This window comes from uncultured Campylobacter sp., from assembly GCF_938017705.1.
GTDB lineage: Bacteria > Campylobacterota > Campylobacteria > Campylobacterales > Campylobacteraceae > Campylobacter_B.
The window spans coordinates 1-22,551 of sequence record NZ_CALIIS010000041.1 but is presented as its reverse complement, the minus strand read 5'-3'; the positions used below and the strand labels follow the sequence as shown (position 1 = coordinate 22,551).

Below are 22,551 nucleotides of genomic sequence, written 5' to 3'. Positions count from 1 at the left end.
TTAAACACCTCCTCGTTCGGATCGCTAGATGAAATGGTCGCCGCGGCAAAGGAGCTGCTGGCGAAATAGGTTTCGCCGCGTCAAAGCAAGCTTTGTTTTACGCGCTGCATTAAATTTAGCTGCAGCGGCAGGCTTCTAGTAAATTTCATCGCTAAGCCCTGCGGCACGATAGCGACTAAATTTTATGTTTTCAAAGCGCGGGTTTCGGCGAGTAAAATTTGAGCCGAAATTTAGAAATTTGACTTTAAATTTAAATGTAAAATTTCAAGGTGAAGTATTTTTACGTCAGACGAGGCAGCTGCAAACGAGGCGAGAGAGTGGACTCGCTCGTCCGTAACCGAAGCCAAATGAGCCGCTAACGAAGTGTGACGGAAAAAGACAAGCCGCAAAATAAAATTTAACGCCAAATTTGAACGTAGAAATTTCAAGGCGAAGTATTTTTGTCATAGACGAGGCGGATGAGCAAGGGCAAAGGAGCGTATATATAATACGTGACTGTAGCCCGCAGCGAAATCCAACGAAGTATAGGGCAAAAAGACAAGCCGCTAAATTTAGATTATTCGCCGCTTAGCATTATGTATCCACTCTCACTGATATTCTTAAACCTCACCCCCAGCTCCCGCTTTAGCCGCAGCACGACGTTTTGTATCGCGCCCTTGCTAGAAAGCTCGTTTTCATATACGAACTCCTCGATCATCTCATAGCTCACGAGCTTGTTTAGATTATACGCAAAGAGCCAAAAGAGCTTGTTTTGCAAAAATGAGAGATAAATTTCCTCGCCGTTTTTGTAGATCTTTTCTTTGGCGAGATTTATGCTAGTTTGCGGGCTCAGACGTACGAGCTTCTCGTCCTTTTCGTAGGTTAGAGCCACGAGCAGGCGGCAGAGCGCGGCGATATCGACGGGCTTTTTTAGAAACGACGCCGCGCCGTGCTCGATGCTTTTGATGAGATTGTCGTCGGTGTCGTAGGAGGTAAAGACGATAAATTTTTGCGCGGGTTTGACGCGTATCATCTCCTTCATCATCTCAAAGCCGTTCATCGCGGGCATGTGGATGTCGGTGATGACGATGGCGGGAGCTAGCTTTTTAAAGCGCTCCAGCCCCTCTAGCCCGTCTGCCGCGCCCCAGACGCTGAGGCAGTAGGGCTTTAGACCGCCTATTAGCAGCTCCCTTGCGATCTCGTCGTCCTCGACGATGAGGATGGTTAGGTCTTTAAGTAGCTTTAAATGCTCTTGCATCTCACTCCTTTAAATTTATCTCAAAGCTTAGCTCAAACGTCGTCGGATCGCCCGCGCTTAGTAGCTTGATGTCGCCTGAAAGCTTTTCGTTTGCTAGCTTTTTGCCAAAATACAGCCCGATGCCGCTTCCTTGTTTTTTGGTGGTTTTTGGCTGGGTTAAAATTTTATCCCGAAGCTCCTTACTCACGCCGCTGCCGTAGTCCGTGACGGATATTTTGCGCGTGCCGTTTTCAAATTTGACATCGATAAAAACTTGCCGCTTGGCGATTTCGTCTTTGTACCGCTCCACGACCGCGTCCTTGGCGTTGTGAATGAGGATGAGTAAAATTTGCTGCACAATACCCATCCGCTGCGTGGCCTCTTCATCTTGAAACTCGCACAAGCTTACCGCGACATTTGCCTTGCTAAGCTCGGTGTGCATGAGCTTTAGCAGGTCTTTTATGCAGCGCTGCACGCTAAATTTTTGCGGGCTGTCGCTTGTTTTATAAAAATTTCTAAAAATTTCGATCGTATCGCTTAAAAGCACGGTCGCCGCTTGCCCCTTTTGCAACATACTTTCTAGCGTCGCAGCGTCTAGTTTGCCGTCTTTTTGCAGCATGAGTAGGCTTGAGATCATCAAATTTAGCGAATTAACCGGCTGGATAAACTGATGATTTATGCCGCTGATTAGCTCGCCCGCTTCGCTCATACGGGCTTTATGCTTGAGCAGGGCTTCGTAGTCGTCTTGCAGGTTTTTGATTTTTGAATACATAAAGTTGTGGAGGAAATTCGCCACCAGCGCCAGCGCCGCGAGCGCAAAAAGCAGGATGAGAGCGTTTTTTAGCGCGGAGTTAAGCAGCGCGGCAAGCTCCTTTTCGTTATCGGTGCCTGCGCCTATGAACCAGTTTAGCGTCGGGATCTCGGCGACGGAGATGAAATTTGATCCGATATTTAGGCTCGTGATGTCTTCGTCGCGCAGGAAAATCTCTTTAAATTTATCCTCGATCTGCTTTTTTAGCGCCGCATCCTTCATCGGCGTTAAAATTTCGCCGCCGTGGGTGACGATAAAGGCGTAGGAATCTGGCGCTAGCTTAAATTTTTCCATATTTTTTAGTATGTTTTGCAGTTTTACCACGCCGCAAAACACCCCCGCAAACGAGCCACCATCCATGACGGGCACGCATAAATTTAGCGTCGGCTCGCCTAAAATTTTATGGCGCTGCATAAAATTTACCGTGGGTGCGAGCGTACTTTTGGTCTCCTCAAACCATACAAGCCCCGTGCGCAGGCTCTTTGGCATCGCTTCGTCGCCCTCTAGCTCCTTGCCGTCTACGAAAATCTCTCCGTCCTCGCGCAAAAACTGCAAGGCGTCGAATTCCGCGGAGTTTTCTTTAAAAAGGCGTATGAAGCCGCCGAGCTTTTCGCTATCTTGCGAGATACCCGCGTTTTGCATAAATTTAGCCGCGCGCACCAGGGAGTGCAGCCGCTCATCCAGCCAAAACGAGAAATTCCCGACCATATTTTCGCTAGCGGCGATCTTGTTTTTATCCGCAAGCGCCGTGATCTGCGCCTTGGCGCCCTCGTAGTTTTTCACGCCCAAAAGTACTACGAAAAGGCTCGCGAAAATGATGATGAAGTAAATTTTAAAATTATGCTCGCGTAAGGCTTTCATGCGGCGAGTATAGCAAAATCGGTCTAAATTTAGACCGATTTAAGCTTTTTTGAGAGTTAAAATTTTGCAAACGAACATCGCGGCGAGCACGACGAAGCAGATTCCAAAGCCTATAAGCGTGCACTCTGCCATCGACATAAATTTGCTTGAGGGGATCAGATACCAGCCGTCCTCGTAAAGATCCACGAGATACTTTTGAAAGCCGCTTAGCGTGACGCCGTCGGGAACCAAAGGGCTATCGTAGCCGCAGTCGCCTGTAGGTAAAAACCAATCAGGCGCCCACCGCTCAAGCGGCAAACCAAACGGATAGTGCGGCTCGGTCGAGCAGCCCTGCACGCCGAACGGATCGTCTCCGTGCACGGCGTCGTGGATCTTGGCGAGCTTGACGCTATACATTATGCCCTGGATCGCGCCCCAAAAGGCTAGCAGGTAGCCTACTGCGGCGAGGAGCAAATTTTTAGGATTTATGATCGCAACCAGGCCTCCTAGCGCCATGCACAAAAAGGCAAAGCGGATATAGACGCACTGCTCGCAAGGCGGCATATAGACGTAGTTTTGAAACAGCGAGTGCGCGAGGATAACGAGTCCCACGCTCACCGCTATGAGGATCGCCCACGGCAGGCGGCTACCTCCGAATTTCGCTATTTTTTCCGCAAATTTCATGCCCGCGCCCTATTTTTTGAGCAGCTCTTCTATTAGCTGCGCCATGCCGTCGATGGAGCTGATGGACTTCGTCATGATGAGGTATTTGCCGTTTACGACAAACGCCGGCACGCCTTGGATCTTGGCTACGTCGTAGCTCTCGTCCCATTTTTTAAGCAGTTCGGCGACTTTTGGGTCCTCTAGCTTTTTTTGATAGTCCGCTTCGCTGATGCCGGCCGCGTCAAGCCCGGTTTTTAAAAACGCGGCCTCGTCTTTGCCGTCGCTCCAGCGCTGCTTTTGATCGTGATAGGCTTTGTAGTAGGCAAATTTAGCCTTTTTAAACAGCGAGTTTTCATCTAGCAGGCTCACGCCCTTTTCCTCGTCCATCACGGTTAAGACGGCAAAAATTTTACTCGCTGCCTCGCCGTATTCGCCCTTGGTTTTTAGATGAAACGGCACGTATTTTAAGCCGGAAATTTTCTCAACTACTTTTGGCGTGACGGTTTTGTCGTATTTGTAGCAAAACGGGCATGCGTAGCTAAAGACCTTAACTAGCGTGTTTTGCTCCACGGATAGCGGTTTTTGCAGCTTTACGTAGTCCTCGCCCTCGGTAAACGCGCCCGCGCTAAGGGCGCCAAACATCGCTACGGCTAAAAAGCCTTTGCTAAATTTAGAAAGTAGGTTCATGGAATGCTCCTTAAAATGATTTTGTTTGCGTTAATTTTATATCCTCTCGCCGCCGCAGAACTCACGCTAAGATAAATTTTAGATTAAATTCGTAAAATTTGGACTAAATTTTGGCACAAAAGCCAAAATTTGAAATTATTTTTTACAATTAAGCAAGTTTTAATAAACGCGTGATTTCTACGTTAGCGAGGTTGATTAAAATTACGATATCAAACCAATTCAAAGGAGAATAAGATGAAGCGAACTCTTTCCTCATTTGCGCTAGCTGTGGCGCTTTTAGGCGGTCTAAGCACGGCTGCGCTAGCTATTGGCGGACCTAGCGGCGCGCACATAGACTACGCCGTCCCTGGCAAGATCGGCGAAGTGGTCGTAAACCCATACGACATCGCGCCTCTAACGGCGGTGATCAAAAACGGCGGCTACACGCTAGCAAACGCGAAAGTCACTATCGTGCCAAAGCCAGGCGGTCAGGTTATCAGCTACAAAGTCGCCGACAAGCACCTGCGCACGCACGGCGGAATTCCCGTTTTTGGACTTTATCCCGACTATCAAAACACCGTCGAGGTCGAGTACGATAAAATTTACAAGGGACAAACCGAGCACGTAAAGGAAACCTATAAAATTTACGCTCCGGCGATCTATTTGGAGAGCTCGGGCATGCCGTCTCAAAAGGGCGCGCTGTTTGATAAAATCGAGGTCGTAAAGGCTCCGAGCGCTAAATTTGCTAACCGACTCTACTACGTAAATAACTTCGTAAATAAAACCGGCAAGGGCACCAAGGTCGTGTGGAACAACCCCGCAGGCGGCGCGATCGAGTGGAACTATAGCCCGAACAACTTCATCCTAGACACCAAAGGCGAAGTACGTTGGTATCTGGAGCCGAGTAAAATTTACGACCTCAAGCAGCCCTTTAGCGCGGGCGTCATGATGGGCTTTAAACAAAACGACGACGGCGCAATGACGTGGGGTTACGGGCAGCGATACGCCAAATACGACATAATGGGGCGCGAAATTTTTAATCGCGAGCTGCCTGCTGGCTACAACGACTTCTCGCACTCGATGGACGTTGCGCAAAACGGGCACTACTTCCTCCGCGCAGCAAACGCGAACTATAAACGTGCTGACGGCAAAAACGTCCGCACCGTGCGCGACGTCATCGTCGAGGTCGATAGAGACGGCAACGTCGTGGATGATTTTAGACTGTATGAAATTTTAGATCCGTATCGCGACATCGTGCTAAAAACGCTTGATCAGGGCGCGGTGTGCCTAAACATAGACGCTAGCAAGGCGGGTCACACCGCGAGCACGGACGAGCTAGCCGCGATGGATACGAACGAAAAATGGGGCGACATCGTGGGTTCGGGGCCCGGACGCAACTGGGCGCACGTAAATAGCGTGGATTATGATCCAAGCGACGATAGCATCATCATCTCTAGCCGCCACCAAGACGCCGTCATCAAGATCGGCCGCGACAAAAAAGTCAAATGGATAATGGGCGCGCACAAAGGCTGGAAGGATCAGTTTAAGGGCTACTTGCTCCAGCCGGTAGATAAAGACGGCAAAAAAATAGTCTGCGAGGACGAGTACTCAAAATGCCCGGGATATGAGAGCGAGAAGGGCGGATTTGACTGGCAGTGGACGCAGCACACGGCATTTAGAATCGATAGCAAGTCTAAAAAAGGCGTAGTGTATCTAACCGTCTTTGACAACGGCGACACCCGCGGCATGGAGCAGCCTGCGATGGCGGGTATGAAATACTCCCGCGCGGTCGTTTATAAAATCGACGAAAAAGCTAAAACCGTCGAGCAGCTCTGGGAGTACGGCAAACAGCGCGGCAGCGAGTGGTACAGCTCGGTCACTTCGCTAGCGCAGTATCAAGACGACCTTGATAGCGTGATGGTTTACTCGGCGGTCGCGGGCATGCAGTTTGACATCGCCAAGGGACGCCCCGTCGGCGTGCCTAGCCCTCACATCGACGAGTTTGAATGGGGTGCAAAAGAGCCGTCGATCGAAATCAAAATGACCAATGCGATGGGCTATCAGGCGTTTCCGTTTAGCCTAGAAAAGGCGTTTGAGAAGTAAAATTTTAAAATTTAGCGGTCGTGTTTCGAGCGCGGCCGCTTTTGTTTTAGATTATGGTCAAATTCTACACATCTACTCGATAGAATTTCATCCGAATTTGCTAAATTTTATCCCTCGGTACGGCAAAATTTAGCCGAAAACATAGCTCTTTATTCTAGATAAAATTTAATCATCGGATTTGCGATTTCGCGCTCTGCTTTTGCTATAATTTCGCTCTGCTAAAATTAATAAGCGTTATTTCGGTATAGACGAGGTAGCGCACGGTTTGGATGAAATTTGCATCCCGCTTGGGGCGGGGGACGACGGGTATGAAGTTAATGCGCCCAAAGGATATTCGTGCGGCAAGGCGGCGCAGCAAAGGAGAAAGAGTGGAAAAATCTAGAAAAAAGGAACTCAAAAAGCTCGCGGCGTAGCGGCAGCGAGATGCATTTGAAAAGAGCCTGTCTATGAATAGGGCGGAGTTTGAGGGGCTATTTGAGTTCTTGGGCTAGAGCTTGGCGCATCGCGACTGCGACGGCACGCATAGGCTCACGCTGGAGTTTTTGCGAGCCCGCCGCGCGTCGAATGAAGCGGCGGTTTTAGACTTTTGCGAGCAAAACAGCGGGTATTGCGATTGCGAAGTTCTAAGCAACGTGCAAAATTGCTTCAAGTTTTAGAGGGCTGTGCGCAGGGAGATATGGTTTTGCAAGCATCGTTTCAAAAAGGTGGTGCGTAAAATTTAGTAAAATTTTAGCGGCGCGAGGGCTCAAAAGTAGGGCTAAAGCAACGTTTGCGGTGCGGACTGCCGCCGTGCAATAAGCACAAAGCCCACCGCGCCAAACACGCGGGCCTTTTGTAGAATTAATGCTCTAGTTTTTAAATTTGACGCAAAGGCGGGCAACTCGCCGTCAAAACGGCAATTAAAGCGTGGTGTGATGGGGCTTGTATGGACTTAAGAGCGGTATGCTCGCTTAATTTAACGATACAAGACGGCGCGGAGACCTGGAGTTTGCCCCCTTAAATTTTATTGCGGTAGCCATCAGGCGAACAGAGATATGCTATGGACGTTTTCATTGAGCGAGCTTGCCGCAGACGCTTTGCTGTGCGACAAGCAGGTTGATTGCAAGATTAGGAGAACTCGCACGAAGCGCTTTTGCGCGAGAGGACTTTGCTGCGGTGCCGACGTAAATTTTATCTGCGCGGCATTTAAATTTAGCCTAAAATTTCCCCGACGAAAAACAGCGCCGACATCGCAAACGTGCTGAGCGCGACGACCTTTAGCTGTCCGTCGAAATCGCGGCACTCCTGCACCCGCGAAACGAAAAATAGGTGCCTATTAAGCGGCGCAAAGCTAACTACGTAGAGTAGTTTTACGCCCGGCTCGCCGCGTAAAAGCGAGTAGTATAGCATCAGGCCCGCTCCGCCCGCGATCAGCGCGTAGTGGTAGCGTTTGGCTGCGCGCAGTCCGATACGAACGGGGATCGTGCGCTTGCCCTTGAGCGCGTCGTTTTGGATGTCGCGCATGTTGTTTAGATTTAGCACGGCGGTGCTTAGCATCCCGCACGCGCACGCAGGCAGCAGCAGCGCCGCATCTAGCGAGTGGGCATATAAAAAATACGAGCCCAGCACGCTCAAAAGCCCAAAAAACAAAAACACGAAAACGTCGCCGAGCCCTTTATAGCCGTATGCGCCCACGCCCACGGTGTAGCGGATCGCGGCGTATATCGACGCACCGCCCAGCGCCAAAAATAGAGCCACGAGATAAAACCGCTCGCCGAACGCCAAAACGCTTAGCGCGAGGCTCGAAAATGCCGAAAGCAGCGCCGTAACGACGATGACGCGCTTCATCTGCTCGGCGCTCATCTGCCCCGTTTGGATCGCTCGGCGCGGCCCCAGCCTGCCATCGTCGTCGGCGCCCTTTATTGCGTCGCCGTAGTCGTTGGCGTAGTCGCTGAGTACCTGAAACAGCAGCGTCGTAAGCAGCGCCAGTGCGAAAATATCCGCTCTAAATACGCCCGCGCTGCAAGCCGCGCCGCTACCGAGCAGTACGCCCGAGACGCTAAGCGGCAGCGATCTAAGGCGAGCTGATGCGTAAAGAGCCTTTGCGGTTATCATTTTTTACCTTTTTTTGATTTTTAGAGCCGAATTTACGGCGAATCCGAGATAAAATTTAGCGGAAAAACGCCAAAAATATCATAAATTTAGACTATTCGTAGAGTAAATTTTATTTAAATTCGCCTTTTTAATATAAATAGCGGTAAAATAGAGCCAAAAATTTTAGGAATTGTGATGAAAAAAGTTCTTACCGTTCAAGATATATCCTGCGTGGGCAAGGTTTCGCTGACCGTCGCCTTGCCGATACTTAGCGCGATGGGGATGAGCACGAGCGTGATCCCTACGGCGGTTTTATCGATGCATACGGGCTTTTCGGGCTACACCTTTTGCGATCTAAGCTCTCAAATACGCGCGATCATGGCGCATTGGAAAGACCGCGGAGTGGTATTTGACGGCATCTACACGGGCTTTTTGGGCTCGGCGGCGCAGATCGAGATTATGAGTGAGCTATTTGCGAGCTTCGGCGGCGCGGGCAAGACTATTTTAGTAGATCCTTGCATGGGCGATAACGGCGTGTTTTATCCGGGCTTTAATGAGGATTTTGCCCGTATGATGGCGCTTCTGTGCGCTCAGGCCGATGTAATCACGCCCAATATCACCGAGGCCTGCGCGATTACAGGAGTGCCGTACCGAGAGGATGCGGATAGGGATTTCATCATGGATCTGCTTGCAAGGCTTCGAGAGTTGGGCGCCAGGCAGGTTATTTTAAAGGGCATCGGCTACATCGCCGATCAGTGCGGGGTTTTCAGCTACGATGCGCGCACGGGCAGGACGAACGAGTATTTTCACGAGCTGCTGCCGGTTAAATTTAACGGCACCGGCGATATTTTCGCCGCCGTAGCCTTCGGCGCGATAATGCGCGGCAAGTCGCTGGAAACGGCGGTTCGAGTCGCTGCGGACTTCGTCGTCAGCACGATCAAAGAGACGATGAGCGACGAGGAGCGCAAGGACTACGAAGGGGTCGATTTCGAAGCGATAATTCCCGAGCTGGTGAGGAAAATCTAAGTTCTAGACGGATTTGGAACTCGCCGCGCGGACAGAGGATTTGTGGCAGAGCTTTGAAATTTTACCGCAAAAGGAAATTCCTAAATTTCATCTGCGGCGTGAAATTTTAAAATTTCAAAATTATGTGTCGTGTGGGGGATGGAATTCTATAGGCGATGTGGAATTTTAGAATTCATGCATTGCACGGGCTTATAATTTTATCTCCTGCATAAAATTTTAAAATTTGCACCGACGTAAAGATGCGAAATTTGTCGGCTAGCGCGGAATTCTAAACGCAAGGCTACAGCGAATTTATCTGCTTGCGAGCTTGAGCTGCATTTTGAAATTTCGTACAAAATCTGCTTAAAATTTTATTTCCACAAGCCGTGCATTCATAAAGTATTCTCAAAATTTAGATTAAAATCCGTATTTAAATCCTATATTTATTTAAAATTTTAGCGATTATTAGAGAGGATGCTTGAAGAATTAAATAAAGATGGATATAAAATTAACGGCACTAAATTGCAATATCTGATAGCGAAAAATGAGATGATACGGAAAATTTTATGAGATACCAAGCATCAAGACGGCTACACTATAGCGGTTACTATGAGCGGCAGCGATACGGATAAGATAAATACTTACACAGAAAAAGAAGGATTGTAATAGCAAAGACGATTGGAATTTGAATGTGTAAAAAAGCACTTAATTAAATTTTTCTAATCATTTGGCGAGATTATATGATTTTAAAATTTAAATTAAGAAGGATGACATAGTCGTGAAATTTAAATATGAGCGTCGGCGCAAAATAGCCGCGGAGCGGATCGGCTAGCTCCGCTAAAAGCGGCGTATAAAGGGTAAATTTAAAATCGAAGCTTTGCCGAATTTTAAATTTACCCGATTTGCCTCGCTATAAAATTTATTCGCCCAGGAAGTATTTCAAATCCGCCTGCGCGTCGCCGCTGATTAGGCGAAGGCCGAAATTTTGCACCAAAAAGCCCAAAATTTCGTCGTTGAAAAACTCAGGTACCGTAGGGCCCACGTTGATATTTTTAACGCCCAGACTAAACAGCGCAAGCAGGATGATGACCGCCTTTTGCTCCATCCACATCAGCACGATCGAGACCGGCAGGTCGTTTACGGCGATGCCCGTAGCATCGCTAAGCGCCAAGGCGATCTTGACCGCGCCGTTGCTGTCGTTGCACTGACCTAGATCGATATAGCGCGGAAGCTCGGTGCCGGGTACGGTTCCGAAATCCACGTCGTTGAAGCGGAATTTGCCGCAGCTAGAGGTCAAAATCACGCAGTCCTTCGGCAAGCTAAGCGCTAGCTCGCGGTAATACTCGCGTCCCTTGCCCGGCGCATCGCAGCCTGCGATGACGAAAAAGCGGCGGATTTTGCCAGATTTGATCGCGTCTAAAATTTGCGGCGCAAGGCTCAAAATCGTCTTGTAGTGTCCGCCCGTCACTAAGCTCTCGTCGCTGTCCATACTCACGTCGCCGCACGCAAGCGCGCACTCGATAAGCGGCGTAAAATCGTCGTTTTGGATATGTTTGACGCCGTCCGTGCCCGCGATAGAGTAGCCAAACAGCCTGTCTGCGTAGCTACAGGACGAGCGAAGCGGCACGATGCAGTTCGTGGTCATCAAAATAGCGCCTTTAAATTCGTTAAAAAGCTTGGTCTGATCGAACCATGCCTTGCCGACGTTGCCCTTTAGGTGCGGATACTTGCGAAGCTGCGGATAGCCGTGCGCAGGAAGCATCTCGGAGTGGGTGTAGATATTGATGCCCTTGCCTTCGGTCGCTTTTAGTAGCGCCTCAAGAGCATGCAGGTTGTGTCCGCTAACCAAAATCGCCTTGCCCTCGACCTTGTTTTGACTAACTTTAACCGGGGTCGGCACGCCGAATTTTGCGGTATGCGCCTCGCTTAAGATATCCATCATCTGCACGCCCGCGCTTCCGACGGCCATCAGCTGCGCGATATGCTCGTCAAAGTTAAAATTTGAGTTCGTCAGCGTGAAATACAGCGTGTCCGCCATAACGGTATCGACCGCGCTAGTATCGGCGCCGAGCTCGTGCGCGTGGTGGCGGTAGGCGCTAAGCCCTTTAAGCCCGAAAACCATAGTGTCTTGAAGTAACGCTAGCGTCGAGGTTTTACCGCAGGTGCCCTTGCTTTGGCCCTTTGCGCCGCAGCCCTCGGGTGCGCTCATTTGACACTGATGACAGAACATCTCTAGATTGTCGCTCATAGAAAATCCTTTGTAAAAAAATTTAGTTGGTAATTTTAAGATTTTATTTAGGCAAAAAAATTGATTATAATCAAGAAATAGCTAAATTTTATCAAAGTTGCTTCTAAAATGAGAACGATTTGAAATTTAAACCCATGCGGCGTGCGGTGCGAATAGCGCAACGAGCGTGCTGCTGTGAAGCAAACGCCTATAGCCGTATACTATCGCGAAGTAAACGCTTACGACCAAATTGCTGCCGAGCACGCGATTTTGCGACGAGACACTCTCCTCTAGTCGAGCGTTTTAAGTAAAAGCGTATTTAAGCCGACCTAAACGCGGCTCTGCATTATATTCTAGCACTTAATCGGAATCTACGATATGAGTTTAAATATAAGTAAATTATTATAAAATCTTTAAAATATTTAATTAAATTTTCATTTAAAGGTTATTATAATTAAACAATTTTTTTATAAAAACCAAACCATAAAGAAAGGAATCGTATGAGAAAGCTAAATTTCAAAGGAGCCCATGTGCTGTCTGCAGCAGTTTGCGCCGTGCTATTTGCAAATGTCTGTGAAGCACAGTATATAGAACCCGGTAAAATAGGCGATATAAAAAGCTGGGAGACGGACGAGTATAAAGCGTACTGAGGTCTAAGCAGTATGAATGCATCGGTAGCCTACGCTAAAGGCGCCACCGGTAGAGATGTAAAACTCGGCGTGGTCGATTCGGGTATGCTTCTAAGCCATCAAGAATTCGCAGGAGGCAGGATTACGGGGACGACTGCGAAAGGCGAGTACTCCAAAGACGGCATGCGTTACCCAGACGCAGAATTCGGTAACGCGCCCTTTAAACAAAAAGGCAGCGACGAAAAAGACAAGACGGACAAGGGCGAATTTAGAAAAGGACAAAAATTTGAAACTAACGGCAATTGGACGGCTGGTATAAACGACTCGCACGGCACACACGTAGGAGGTACGATAGGGGCCAATCGCGACGGAAGAGGCACGCACGGAGTGGCATGGGAGTCGAGATTATACTCGGGAAACACGGGCGGAAACGACGGCATGACCTACGGCCCAAATCAAGACTACGGATACTTCTATGCCGTATATAATGAGCTTGCTAAATCGGGCGTAAGGGCGATAAATAATAGCTGGGGATCGAATAGAAGGGTAAATTCCTCCTATCCCAGTGCAGAAGGTTATTATAGTCCCGGCACGGCGACAAATCCTACCGAGCCCAAACATCATCTATATCTAAGAGATCTAAACGCTGCCAAAAAAGCTTATTATCAATTCGTAGCGGGCGGCCAAAAAAGCTTCATAGACGCCGCATACGAAGTCGCTAAAAAATACAGAATAATCCAAGTCTTTACCGCGGGCAATAGAGATGGCATGGAAGAATCCTACACAAGGGCGATGCTGCCGTATTTTCGCCCCGACGCGGAAAAGCTATGGCTAAACGTAACGGGACAGACCGATAGCAATACTCAAAGATTTAACACTGCGGGGCATTCGAAATGGTGGACCATAGCGGCACCGGGGGTGAAAGTAAAATCCTCTATCGTGGACGTTAAAACGGGCAAGGCAGGATACGCTTCTTGGGGCGGCACGTCGATGGCGGCGCCTCACGTAACGGGAGCTTTGGGCGTCATAATGTCTAGATATAGCTATATGACGAACGAGCAAGCAAGAGACGTCTTGCTAACGACGGCGAGACAGACGAAGTATTCGTTTAAAAAGAACGACACTAGCAGGCTTTCGGGCTGGACGAGCGAGCTTGGAGTGCCCGATAAAAGATGGGGCTGGGGCATAGTAGATCTCGGCAAGGCGATGTTCGGACCGGGTCAGTTTCTAGGGAAATTCGACGTAAATATGGACGTAGATGACGTCTGGTCCAACGACATCTCGGACAAGGCGATAAAATTTAGAAAGACCGAGGACGATGCGGATGCGGCGGCTTGGGCGGTGCGCAAAGCACAGCTCGATGCCAAGGGCGGAAATTTGACCACGGAAGAGAGGGCCGAATACAATGTAGAGCTAGCCAGAGAGCAAGCGCGAGCGCATAGAGCGGCGGAAGGCTATAAAGGAACGTTGATAAAAAGAGGCGGCGGCACGCTAACGCTTGCTGGCGATAATACTTACAGCGGCGATACGATTATAAAAGGCGGGCAAATTACTGCTCTGAATCAGTCTTTAAATAGCAAGGTGACCGTAGAAAACGGCGGCGCCCTGAATATCAAAAATAGCCTAACTGTTCAAGAGGTCAAAACCGACATACTCCAAAAGCCGAAAGAATTCGTAAATAAAACCAGAACCGCCACTTCAGATACCGTCACGGCGACGATAAAGCAAGGCGGCAGATACGTCATATCACATCCCGGCATAGTCGGCATGTCTTCGGCAGGTGCTACAAATTTAAACCTTACGTTTGAAAAAAATTCCATCGTGGATCTAGAAAATCCTCTTTTCGAAGATGCGCAAAAAATATATAAAGATCCTGCAAAATCAAAGAGATACTGGGTAGAAGGCAGCTTCAGAGGCTACGATCAGACAATCTTAAGAGAATACGCGTTTTTTGATTTAGTTAAAAATTTTAACGACTCCAAGCTAGAGTTCACTTTCAAAAAGGGCAGCGGGGGCATGGTGGATTTCGCAAAGGGTAAAAATCAAAAACTTATCGCCGCTGCGATAGAAAGCTCAAGCGGTCAGCCCGCCCTATTGAGCGCTTTTAGAAGCAGGCCTGCAGTACAAACGAGCGATCTATATAGAAATTTCATCTTCGCTACGCCGCAGCAAGCCTCCGACACGCTAAAAACGTTCGCGAACGAGGCAAATTTCGCCGCACAAAATGCAGCCGTGATCGATAACGTACTGATCCGAAACGCCGTCTTAAACCGCAAAAGAAATTTTAATGCGTTAAGCATAGATGAGGAAATGGGGATCAACTTCTGGGCGAACACTGCGGGAAACGTCATGAAATTTAACTCGGATGAGGGAAGCGGGGATTTCAAATCCACGTCCGTGACGCAGCTTGTCGGCTTAGACGGCGCGCTGAGTGAGAGTTTAAGACTGGGGGTCGTGCTGGGTACAGGAAAAACCAAAACCAAAGAAGACGGCAGCAAAGAGTTTGATCACACGAACAGACACGCGGGACTTTACGCGCAAGTGGGCTTAGAGACCGTTAAATTTGATCTGGGCGCCGTATATACGGATATAAAACGTAAAAAAACCGGCAGCTCCACGATAGTGCAATACACTGTGAACAATGGCGCCAAGAGCGATGAAAAGCTTGTAAATATGTTTGCTAGCGCGACATACGGCGGCTTTAACGGCGAAAATTTCGAGATAAATCCGTATTTGGGTGTCTCTCGCATCTATGCTAGAACGGGCGGCATGAGCGAAAATGTGGGTCCATTCGTGATGAGCACGGATAAAAAATCTAGAAACATGAATATCCTAACGGTGGGTATCAGTCCGAGCGTGCCGTTTAAAATAGGCGGTATGAGCTCGTCCGCACAGCTCGATCTAGCCTACAATAGATTTTTCGGCGACACGAGACCGGGCGCGGGAGTGAATGTCGCAAACGCAGGATACGTGGATCTAGAGGGCAAAGAGCTTAGAGACTTCGCCACCGCAGGCGTGGGCGTGAAGACTATGATATTTAAAAACACGAGCCTTAGGCTATCTTACACCGGCGCGTTCGGAAACGACGTGAAATCAAATAGCCTAAACGCCAAGATCGAGGTTTCGTTTTAACCCGCTTCGCCCTACTGCAAAGCGGCGGCAAATTTCAAGCCTTCAAAAGCAAAGCGGCGGGCTAGAGTAAAATTTACTTTAGCCCCCGCGGCGCTTGAAATTTTAAAATTTAACTGTAGTGTAACACCGTAATAAGCAATTGCTAAACAGTCATATCTATGTAGCTAAAAAGGTTTAAAAACCCATTTTCTATGTGATTGTGACATAAGCTATTTCGGCAAAACAGAATGCCTTAGCTCATCAGGCATCTTTGCAGGCGGAATGATCAAAAATGTAGACTAAATAAATTTAACTACACATCCTGTCCGCACAACGATTTTTGAAATTTCATATGGGCGAATTTTACTAGTTCATTACTACTTTGAAATCAAAAAGCGACTTTTGTAGAGAATATTTTAGCTTTACTTGTATTAAATTTAGGATAGGAATATAATCAATAACAAATGCATTCGAATATCGATAAATTAAAATAGTTTTGAATACAAGTGGCTCCGGATGCTGGATTCGAACCAGCGACCAAGCGGTTAACAGCCGCCTACTCTACCGCTGAGCTAATCCGGAACGCGTAGAATGGATGGTGCGGATGAAAGGACTTGAACCTTCATGCCGTGAGGCGCCAGATCCTAAGTCTGGTGTGTCTGCCAATTTCACCACATCCGCAAAAAAGAAAGCGCATATTAGCTAAATAGCTCTTAATATGAGCTTAATATGGTACGCCCAAGAGGATTCGAACCTCTGACCTACGGCTTAGAAGGCCGTTGCTCTATCCTACTGAGCTATGAGCGCAAATTATCGAATCAGTGGTACGCTCGAAAGGAGTCGAACCTTCAACCTACAGATCCGAAGTCTGTTGCTCTATCCAATTGAGCTACGAGCGCATAAAGTGGGGTGAGTTGTGGGAATCGAACCCACGACCCTCAGGACCACAATCTGATGCTCTAACCTACTGAGCTAAACTCACCACAATGGTCGGAGCGAAAGGATTCGAACCTTCGACCCTCTGGTCCCAAACCAGATGCGCTACCAGCCTGCGCTACGCTCCGAAGATTTTCGTGGATTGAATGAAAAGCGTATTATATATATTTTTTCTTAAATTCCGCTTTTTACGGCTTTAAATTTAATGAAATTTAGCAAGCCTCATCTGTTTTTCTAAATTTTTCAACAAAATTTGCATCAGCGCTAGCCCCTTCGTGCGGTGCGAAATTTTAAATTTCACCTCAGCGGGCAGCTCTCCGATTGTGCGGTCAAATCCACGCGGAACAAACATAAAATCGTATCCGAAGCCGTTGTGACCGCGCTGCTGCGTTATCGCCGTGCCGTGCATGAAGCCGTGCGTACAAAACTCGCCCAAATCGCATTTTAGCGCGATCGCCGCCGTGTAATGCGCGGGCGACGAATCTAAGCTTAAAGCCCTCAGCTTCCTTGCTAATTTCTCGCGATTGCTCGCATCCGTTGCACCCGCTCCGCTAAAGCGCGCCGAAAATATCCCCGGAGCCCCGCCCAGCGCGTCCACGCAGATACCGCTATCATCGCTTAGTACGAAAAATTCGCTCTGCAAATTTTTACTTTTTAGCGCCTCAAACACGGCGCGAACTTTAATAAGCGCGTTTTGTTTGAAGCTCGTGCCGTCCTCTTCGATCTCAAACGGGCGCAACACCTCCGCCAGTGCGTAAATTTCGTGATTTTTGAAAAATTCTTTTATCTCGCTCACCTTGTCCGCATTGCTCGTCGCAAGTAAAATTTTCATCCTCGCTCCTTAAATTTAAGCCGCCATTTTACCCAAAATCAAAGAATTCATTACGATTTTTGGCTATAATCGGCACAAATTTCATATTATTTGAGGTCTAAGATTATGCTAAAAAGCGTTCTTCCGCTTAGTTTTATCATCGCTACGAGGTTTTTTGGATTATTTATTTTGCTACCCGTGCTTAGCCTATATGCATTGAGCTTACACGGCGCAAACGAAAGCCTAGTGGGGCTACTTTTTGGAATTTATGCGATTATGCAAGTGATTTTGCAAACGCCATTTGGAGTGCTAAGCGATAAGATCGGACGTAAAAAAACCCTTGCGATAGGACTGGCGCTTTTTATCCTGGGCGCTTGCGTTTGCGCGGCTAGCGAGAGCATTTATACGATGATTTTTGGGCGTTTTTTGCAAGGCTGCGGTGCTGTAGGAGCCGTAGCTACCGCACTAATTAGCGATTTTACGCGGGAGGAAGAGCGCGGTAAGGCGATGGCGGTAATGGGCGCGATGATAGGCGTGAGCTTTGGCGTAGCAATGATTTTAAGTCCGCTTTTAAGCGCCAAATTTGGACTTGCCAGCCTATTTCATCTAAGTTCGGCGCTTACGCTTTTATGTTTAGTACTACTTTTTTTCGTAGTACCTACCGAACCGCATATCCGCTCCCTGCGCCAAAAGGTCCCGCTCGGCTCACTTTTGAGCGATAAAAATTTAATGCTTATGAATTTAACGAATTTTTTTCAAAAAGCTTTCATGACGGCAGCGTTTTTTCTAATTCCAATTTTGCTCGTGCAAAAATTCGGACTTTCCAAAAGTGATTTGACTAAAATTTATGCTCTAGGCGCTATTTTCGGCTTTACCGCGATGGGCGCGAGCGGTGCTTTAGGCGAAAAGCGCGCACTAGCTAAGCAAATTCTACTTATTGGTATTTGCTTTTTCATCGCTTCGTATTTGATTTTTGCGTTTGCCAGCGGGGCGAGCGCTTTCGTGGTGGGTGTGATGCTCTTTTTCGTGGGATTTAACGCGCATGAGCCCATTATGCAAAGCCTTGCGTCCAAATTTGCCAAAGTCGCTCAAAAAGGCGCCGCGCTTGGGATTTTTAATTCGTTTGGATTTTTTGGCAGTTTTTTGGGTGGGCTATGCGGTGGCGCACTTTTTGGCAAAATCGGCATCGAAGCGCTAGGCATTGGCGTCGCGGTTTTGGGTGTGATCTGGCTTGTGCTACTTTCTAGGCTGAGCGATCCAAAACTTTTTAAGAATTTATACTTTCCTAAAGGCGGCGATTTTTCCACACTACAGGGCGTAAAGGGCATTATTGAAATTTACGAGACCGATGGCGAACTCGTTGTGAAATTTAACTCGAAACTGATAAATGAAGATCGAATTTATAAAATCGTAGGAGGCAAATGATGGAATTTGAAAAATTTGAAAGCGCGATGGAGCGCTTCGCAAAGACGGTGCAAAAGTCTTCGCGTATCGAAAAAGTCGCGATCACGCAGGCGCTGGGGCGTATTTTAGCTACCGACGTCGCGGCGCCTTTTAGCACTCCGCGCCGCCCGACCGCCGCGATGGACGGCTACGCGCTAAAGGGCGCGGATCTAAGCGAGGGAGCGAAATTTAAGATCGTCGGCACGACGCCTGCAGGCAAGATGCCTGGCGCCGCGGCAAAGGCGGGCGAGTGCGTCAAGACCTTCACCGGCGGGCTCATGTGCGAGGGCAGCGACACGCTTCTGCCGATCGAAAACGTGCAGGTACAAGGCGGCGAAATCGTCGTCATAAAGCCTGTCGCGGCGGGCTTTGCCGTGCGCGCGGCGGGCGAGAGCTACCGCGAGGGCGAGCTTTTGCTTCGTAGCGGCACGAAGCTCGGCTTTTCGCAGATCGCGCTGCTAGCCGAGCTAGGGCTATTTCACATAAGCGTATTCGTCCGCCCAAAAGTAGCGATCCTAGCCACCGGCAGCGAAATTAAGGATCTGGGCGAAAAACTCGAAAACGACGCTCAAATTTACAGCTCCAACCACATCGCGCTTGCAAATTTAGTAACGCAGCTAGGCTGCGAAGCGATGATAATGCCTCTAGTACGCGACGACGAAAAAGAGCTAGAAGGCGCGATCCTATCGGCTTTACAGAGCGCCGACATACTTCTAACTAGCGGCGGAGTGAGCGTCGGAGACTACGACTTCGTGCAAAGCACGCTACAATCAAAATTTGAGCTAATCGTAAAAGGTGCGGCGATCAAACCGGGCCGCCACGTGCGCGTAGCCAAAACCGGCGAAAAATATATCTTCGCATTCCCCGGCTTCCCGCTCTCGGCGCTCATTACGTGCATTTTGTTTCTACGCGTATTTTTACAAAGATCTTTTGGCGTGCGCGAAAATACGGAATTTAGCGCGATCTTAGATCACGACTACGTAAAAAAGACGCCGTGGCTGGAGTTTATGCCCGCCGTCTTGCAAAACAGAGAAGGGCGACTTTTTGTTAGCCTGCAAAGCAAAAAGCAGGGCTCCAGCGCGATTTTGAATAATTTAGACGACGATAGCGTCCTGCTCGTAGCGCCGCTAGAGGTCGAGGAGCTCAAAAAAGGCGAGCTCGTGCGCGTAATCTCGGTACCTAAAATTTAGGGCGTAGCGTTTCGGCGATAGTTGCGGCAGCGGACGGAATTTTAACTGCCGCGAGGGTTAAAATTTTGCTGTCGCGAGGCGCTAAATTTAGCCGCGAAGGCTCTGCTTTGTGGTCTTGGAAAATTGAAATTTAGACCCAAATCGCGTCGCGGCAGGCTCATTAGAATTTTTACCGCACGTCGTATCAGAACAAGCAAGCGCAGCAAATCTTTGCCGTCGCGCAACTTCAGTTCCAAGTTGCTTTGCGGGTGAAATTCGAGTATTTGCGGGAGATAAAGCGAAAATGAAATATAAACTTTATGGCGCTCCGGCGGGCGTTTTCGGCGAATACAAAGCAGGTGCAAAATGAGCCAAACCCACCCTTTTAAGCCGATTTTCGATCAAAATTCTAAAATTTTAATCCTCGGCTCCTTTCCCTCCGTCGTTTCTCGTAAATTTGGCTTTTACTACGCAAATCCGCAAAATCGCTTCTGGCGGGTGCTGGCGCAAATTTTAAACGCGCCGCCGCCTGCGAGCACGGATGAAAAGATAAAATTCCTGCTCGCCCGCGGCATCGCCATCTACGACGCGGCGATCTGCTGCGAGATAAAGGGCTCGAGCGACGCCAAAATGACCGTCGTCGAGCCCGCAAATTTGGAGCCGATCTTTAGCGGAGCGCGCATCGTGCAGGTGTTCGCAAACGGCGGCAAGGCGCACGAAATCTGCGAAAAACATCTAAAAACTCAAATTTTAAACGCAACGGGCAGAGAGCCGATCAAGCTACCCTCGACTAGCCCTGCAAATGCAAATTTTAGTTTTGAAAGGCTCGTGCGCGAGTGGACGATCGTCGCGGATGTGTTAAAGCGCGCCGAAATTTAGCGTTCGGCTCCGTTAAACGGCGCGCGACAGGCTTACGGGGACGGCTTGCGCTCCGCCCGCATCATAAACCAAATCCACAGTCCAAACTCCGTGAGGATTTATCTAAAATTTAGCTTCAAATTTTAAAATTCTTCAAATTTAACCGAGCCAAAGGAAGCAAAATATAAAAACCCGCAAAACCGCGCAAAATTCTCTCAATTTGGGCTTAAATTTAATACGAAATTTTAACTTTTCAAGCGCATTAAAGTTCCTGCTTCTACTTCCGTTTTTAGCGCTGGGCGCGCAAGCTCTGGAACCAAAAATCATAATGCAGCCCGAGCCGGTCCTGAAAAACGGTCTGTATTTCGTAGCGGACAAGCCCTACAGCGGGACGCTCAAGGTGCTGCACTACAGCGCCGAGGATCTCTACGACGTAAATTTTATGGGCGTCGTCTACCCCAGAGCAAAGCCGCTGCCGCCGACGCTAATTCGCGAGATCGACGTAAAGGATGGCACTGCGGTGCTTCAGTGCGACTACTTTGACGGCAGAGATAAGCCCTCAAACGAATATCCGCTAAAAAACGGCCTGTACGACGGCGTCGCAAAAAGCTACTACGTAGACGGCGGCGAGCTGAAGTCGCAGAGCGAATACAAAGCCGGCAAGCGCGAGGGCTTTTACAAGCTGTATTATCAGGGAAGCGGCAAGCTAAAGCAGCAGGGCGCGTATAAAGCGGATAGGCGCGAGGGCGTTTTCACCGACTACTACGAAAGCGGCGAAGTAAGCGCGCGCCATCCGTATAAGGGCGGGCTGCGAAACGACAAGGACGTGGATTATTACAAAAGCGGCAAAGTGCGCGGGGAGCGAAGCTATAAAGGGGGTAAGAGACAGGGCGTAGAGAGATGGTATCACGATAACGGCGCACTAAGAGAGATGGGCGCAAACACGGGCTTTATGAAACATATCACGAAAACGGTGCGCTCAAGGCTAGAGTTACGTTCAAGGATGGTCTGGAGACGGGCACGGCGAAGCACTACTATGCAGACGGCAAGCTCGAAGCCGAGGGCGAGTTTGAGCGCGGCAGGCTCGTGCGCGCTAAAAAATACGACGAAAGCGGCAAACTAATCAGCGACAAATCCGATAAAAACGGCCTAGCGAGGGAATAAAGCGGGCTAAATTTTAAAATTTTAAGCGGATTTGGAATTTTGGATAGGCTTAAATTTTTAAGCAGCTTTGGCTTTATATTTTGCGTTTCGAGCAGATGCGGCTTTGAATTTTTAGCAGTCGCGGCTTTATATTTTTGGCGGTCGTGTCTCCGCATTTTCAGTACTCACGGCTTCGTACCTTAAGCTAGCGAGATTTTGCGTTTTGAAGCGTAGGCTTCACGTCTCGGACAAATTTTGGGCTCCACGCTTTAAACGGACGGGCGAGGCTTTGCACTTCGAGCGAGCATGGCTTTATTTTTGAAGTACGGTTTAAAATTTTAAATGAGCGCAGCCTTGCGCTTTTGTTTTTTCGGCTTGCATATACCGCGCGCCAAGTGCCATCTTTAAATGATGCAGCTTTTTATTTGTGAAGCGATGTACTGCGTTTAAACGAGTAAAATTCTACGCCTAGCGCCTTTATGGGGCGCACGAATACGGCTTGGCGCTTTAATTAACGAGGTCTCGTGCAGCGCAGCTCGTCGCACAATTTGAGCTGATGCGGTTAAAATCCCACGCTGTATTTTGGCACACATAGCGCGCATGTATCGCCTGACGCGGCATAGCTTGGTTTCGATGCGGCTTGTCTTTTCCGCGCAACGAGCAGCTTTGGCGGGTGCAAATTTTTAAAATTTAAAGCGGAATTCCAAGCCGAAACGGCACTGAAATTTCAACCGCCAAAAAGGTAAAATTCAACGATCAAATTTTGTTAAATTTAGCCCACGGTTCGCAAGCCGTGCTATTCAGGCCCAAATTCAAATTCACCGCAACCTTGTCTTTGGCGCGGCAA

The 22,551-nt window shown here is 48.6% G+C and carries 17 protein-coding genes and 6 tRNA genes; 10 read left to right on the top strand and 13 right to left on the bottom strand.

The features are described 5' to 3' along the window. Positions 1–556 precede the first annotated feature (556 nt). The 4 genes from Q0605_RS02485 to Q0605_RS02470 are packed head-to-tail and all read right to left on the bottom strand — an operon-like array spanning position 557 to position 4,217. Complete coding sequence (locus Q0605_RS02485; RefSeq protein ID WP_298703917.1) at positions 557–1,237, bottom strand: response regulator; 681 nt, start codon at positions 1,235–1,237, stop codon at positions 557–559. A 1-nt stretch (position 1,238) separates the two neighbouring features. Beyond that, positions 1,239–2,888 (bottom strand): sensor histidine kinase, encoded by a 1,650-nt coding sequence (locus Q0605_RS02480; RefSeq protein ID WP_298703914.1) that lies wholly within the window; start codon positions 2,886–2,888, stop codon positions 1,239–1,241. Positions 2,889–2,927: 39 nt separating this feature from the next. Beyond that, positions 2,928–3,551, bottom strand: coding sequence for a protein-disulfide oxidoreductase DsbI (dsbI, locus tag Q0605_RS02475; protein WP_298703911.1), 624 nt, complete (start codon positions 3,549–3,551; stop codon positions 2,928–2,930). Positions 3,552–3,560: 9 nt separating this feature from the next. Further along, a complete protein-coding gene (locus tag Q0605_RS02470) occupies positions 3,561–4,217 on the bottom strand; it encodes a thiol:disulfide interchange protein DsbA/DsbL (protein ID WP_298703908.1) in 657 nt (218 codons plus the stop codon). Positions 4,218–4,451: 234 nt separating this feature from the next. On the opposite strand from Q0605_RS02470, the gene Q0605_RS02465 reads away from it, so the two are divergent. Together Q0605_RS02465 and Q0605_RS11395 are read left to right on the top strand one after the other, a co-directional pair. Further along, on the top strand, positions 4,452–6,299 hold the full coding sequence (locus tag Q0605_RS02465; RefSeq protein WP_298703905.1) for an aryl-sulfate sulfotransferase: 1,848 nt from the start codon (positions 4,452–4,454) through the stop codon (positions 6,297–6,299). Positions 6,300–6,793: 494 nt separating this feature from the next. Continuing rightward, positions 6,794–6,955: a DUF2695 domain-containing protein gene (locus Q0605_RS11395; protein ID WP_363317197.1), complete on the top strand. Its 162-nt coding sequence runs from the start codon at positions 6,794–6,796 to the stop codon at positions 6,953–6,955. Positions 6,956–7,490: 535 nt separating this feature from the next. Here the strand turns inward: Q0605_RS11395 and menA are convergent. Beyond that, complete coding sequence (menA, locus tag Q0605_RS02460) at positions 7,491–8,393, bottom strand: 1,4-dihydroxy-2-naphthoate octaprenyltransferase (protein ID WP_298703902.1); 903 nt, start codon at positions 8,391–8,393, stop codon at positions 7,491–7,493. 174 nt (positions 8,394–8,567) lie between these two features. Between menA and Q0605_RS02455 the strand changes: the two genes are divergently transcribed. After that, positions 8,568–9,398 carry a pyridoxamine kinase gene (locus tag Q0605_RS02455; RefSeq protein WP_298063232.1) on the top strand — a complete coding sequence of 277 codons (831 nt, stop codon included), beginning with the start codon at positions 8,568–8,570 and terminating at the stop codon, positions 9,396–9,398. A 13-nt stretch (positions 9,399–9,411) separates the two neighbouring features. Further along, the gene (locus tag Q0605_RS02450; protein WP_298703898.1) at positions 9,412–9,567 is read left to right on the top strand and encodes a hypothetical protein; all 156 of its coding nucleotides are present in this window, start codon (positions 9,412–9,414) and stop codon (positions 9,565–9,567) included. A gap of 729 nt (positions 9,568–10,296) precedes the next feature. On the opposite strand, the gene hcp is transcribed toward Q0605_RS02450, so the two are convergent. Further along, positions 10,297–11,625 carry a hydroxylamine reductase gene (hcp, locus tag Q0605_RS02445; protein WP_298703895.1) on the bottom strand — a complete coding sequence of 443 codons (1,329 nt, stop codon included), beginning with the start codon at positions 11,623–11,625 and terminating at the stop codon, positions 10,297–10,299. A gap of 479 nt (positions 11,626–12,104) precedes the next feature. On the opposite strand from hcp, the gene Q0605_RS02440 reads away from it, so the two are divergent. Together Q0605_RS02440 and Q0605_RS02435 are read left to right on the top strand one after the other, a co-directional pair. After that, complete coding sequence (locus Q0605_RS02440) at positions 12,105–12,254, top strand: hypothetical protein (RefSeq protein ID WP_298703892.1); 150 nt, start codon at positions 12,105–12,107, stop codon at positions 12,252–12,254. Positions 12,255–12,266: 12 nt separating this feature from the next. Beyond that, positions 12,267–15,365 carry a S8 family serine peptidase gene (locus Q0605_RS02435; RefSeq protein WP_298703890.1) on the top strand — a complete coding sequence of 1,033 codons (3,099 nt, stop codon included), beginning with the start codon at positions 12,267–12,269 and terminating at the stop codon, positions 15,363–15,365. 486 nt (positions 15,366–15,851) lie between these two features. On the opposite strand, the gene Q0605_RS02430 is transcribed toward Q0605_RS02435, so the two are convergent. The 7 genes from Q0605_RS02430 to Q0605_RS02400 all read right to left on the bottom strand — a co-directional run bounded on the left by Q0605_RS02430 (position 15,852) and on the right by Q0605_RS02400 (position 17,112). Beyond that, positions 15,852–15,926 (bottom strand) — tRNA-Asn (locus tag Q0605_RS02430). 14 nt (positions 15,927–15,940) lie between these two features. Further along, a tRNA-Leu gene (locus tag Q0605_RS02425) sits at positions 15,941–16,025 on the bottom strand. Between the two features lie 49 nt (positions 16,026–16,074). Further along, positions 16,075–16,151 (bottom strand) — tRNA-Arg (locus Q0605_RS02420). A 15-nt stretch (positions 16,152–16,166) separates the two neighbouring features. Next, positions 16,167–16,243: transfer RNA gene (locus Q0605_RS02415), tRNA-Arg, on the bottom strand. Between the two features lie 6 nt (positions 16,244–16,249). Then, positions 16,250–16,326, bottom strand: a tRNA-His gene (locus Q0605_RS02410). A 5-nt stretch (positions 16,327–16,331) separates the two neighbouring features. Next, positions 16,332–16,408, bottom strand: a tRNA-Pro gene (locus Q0605_RS02405). A gap of 74 nt (positions 16,409–16,482) precedes the next feature. After that, positions 16,483–17,112: a non-canonical purine NTP pyrophosphatase gene (locus Q0605_RS02400; RefSeq protein WP_298703887.1), complete on the bottom strand. Its 630-nt coding sequence runs from the start codon at positions 17,110–17,112 to the stop codon at positions 16,483–16,485. A gap of 105 nt (positions 17,113–17,217) precedes the next feature. Here Q0605_RS02400 and Q0605_RS02395 point away from each other — a divergent pair, with 105 nt between their 5' ends. The 4 genes from Q0605_RS02395 (at position 17,218) to Q0605_RS02380 (ending at position 21,725) form a co-directional block, all read left to right on the top strand. Beyond that, a complete protein-coding gene (locus Q0605_RS02395; protein WP_298703884.1) occupies positions 17,218–18,516 on the top strand; it encodes an MFS transporter in 1,299 nt (432 codons plus the stop codon). Then, entirely contained in the window at positions 18,513–19,724 is a 1,212-nt protein-coding gene (locus Q0605_RS02390) for a molybdopterin molybdotransferase MoeA (RefSeq protein ID WP_298703881.1), read from the top strand. Before Q0605_RS02395 ends, Q0605_RS02390 begins: the two co-directional genes overlap by 4 nt. A gap of 345 nt (positions 19,725–20,069) precedes the next feature. Next, complete coding sequence (locus tag Q0605_RS02385) at positions 20,070–20,582, top strand: DNA-deoxyinosine glycosylase (protein WP_298703879.1); 513 nt, start codon at positions 20,070–20,072, stop codon at positions 20,580–20,582. Positions 20,583–21,569: 987 nt separating this feature from the next. Beyond that, the gene (locus tag Q0605_RS02380; protein WP_298703920.1) at positions 21,570–21,725 is read left to right on the top strand and encodes a hypothetical protein; all 156 of its coding nucleotides are present in this window, start codon (positions 21,570–21,572) and stop codon (positions 21,723–21,725) included. Positions 21,726–22,551: the final 826 nt, after the last annotated feature.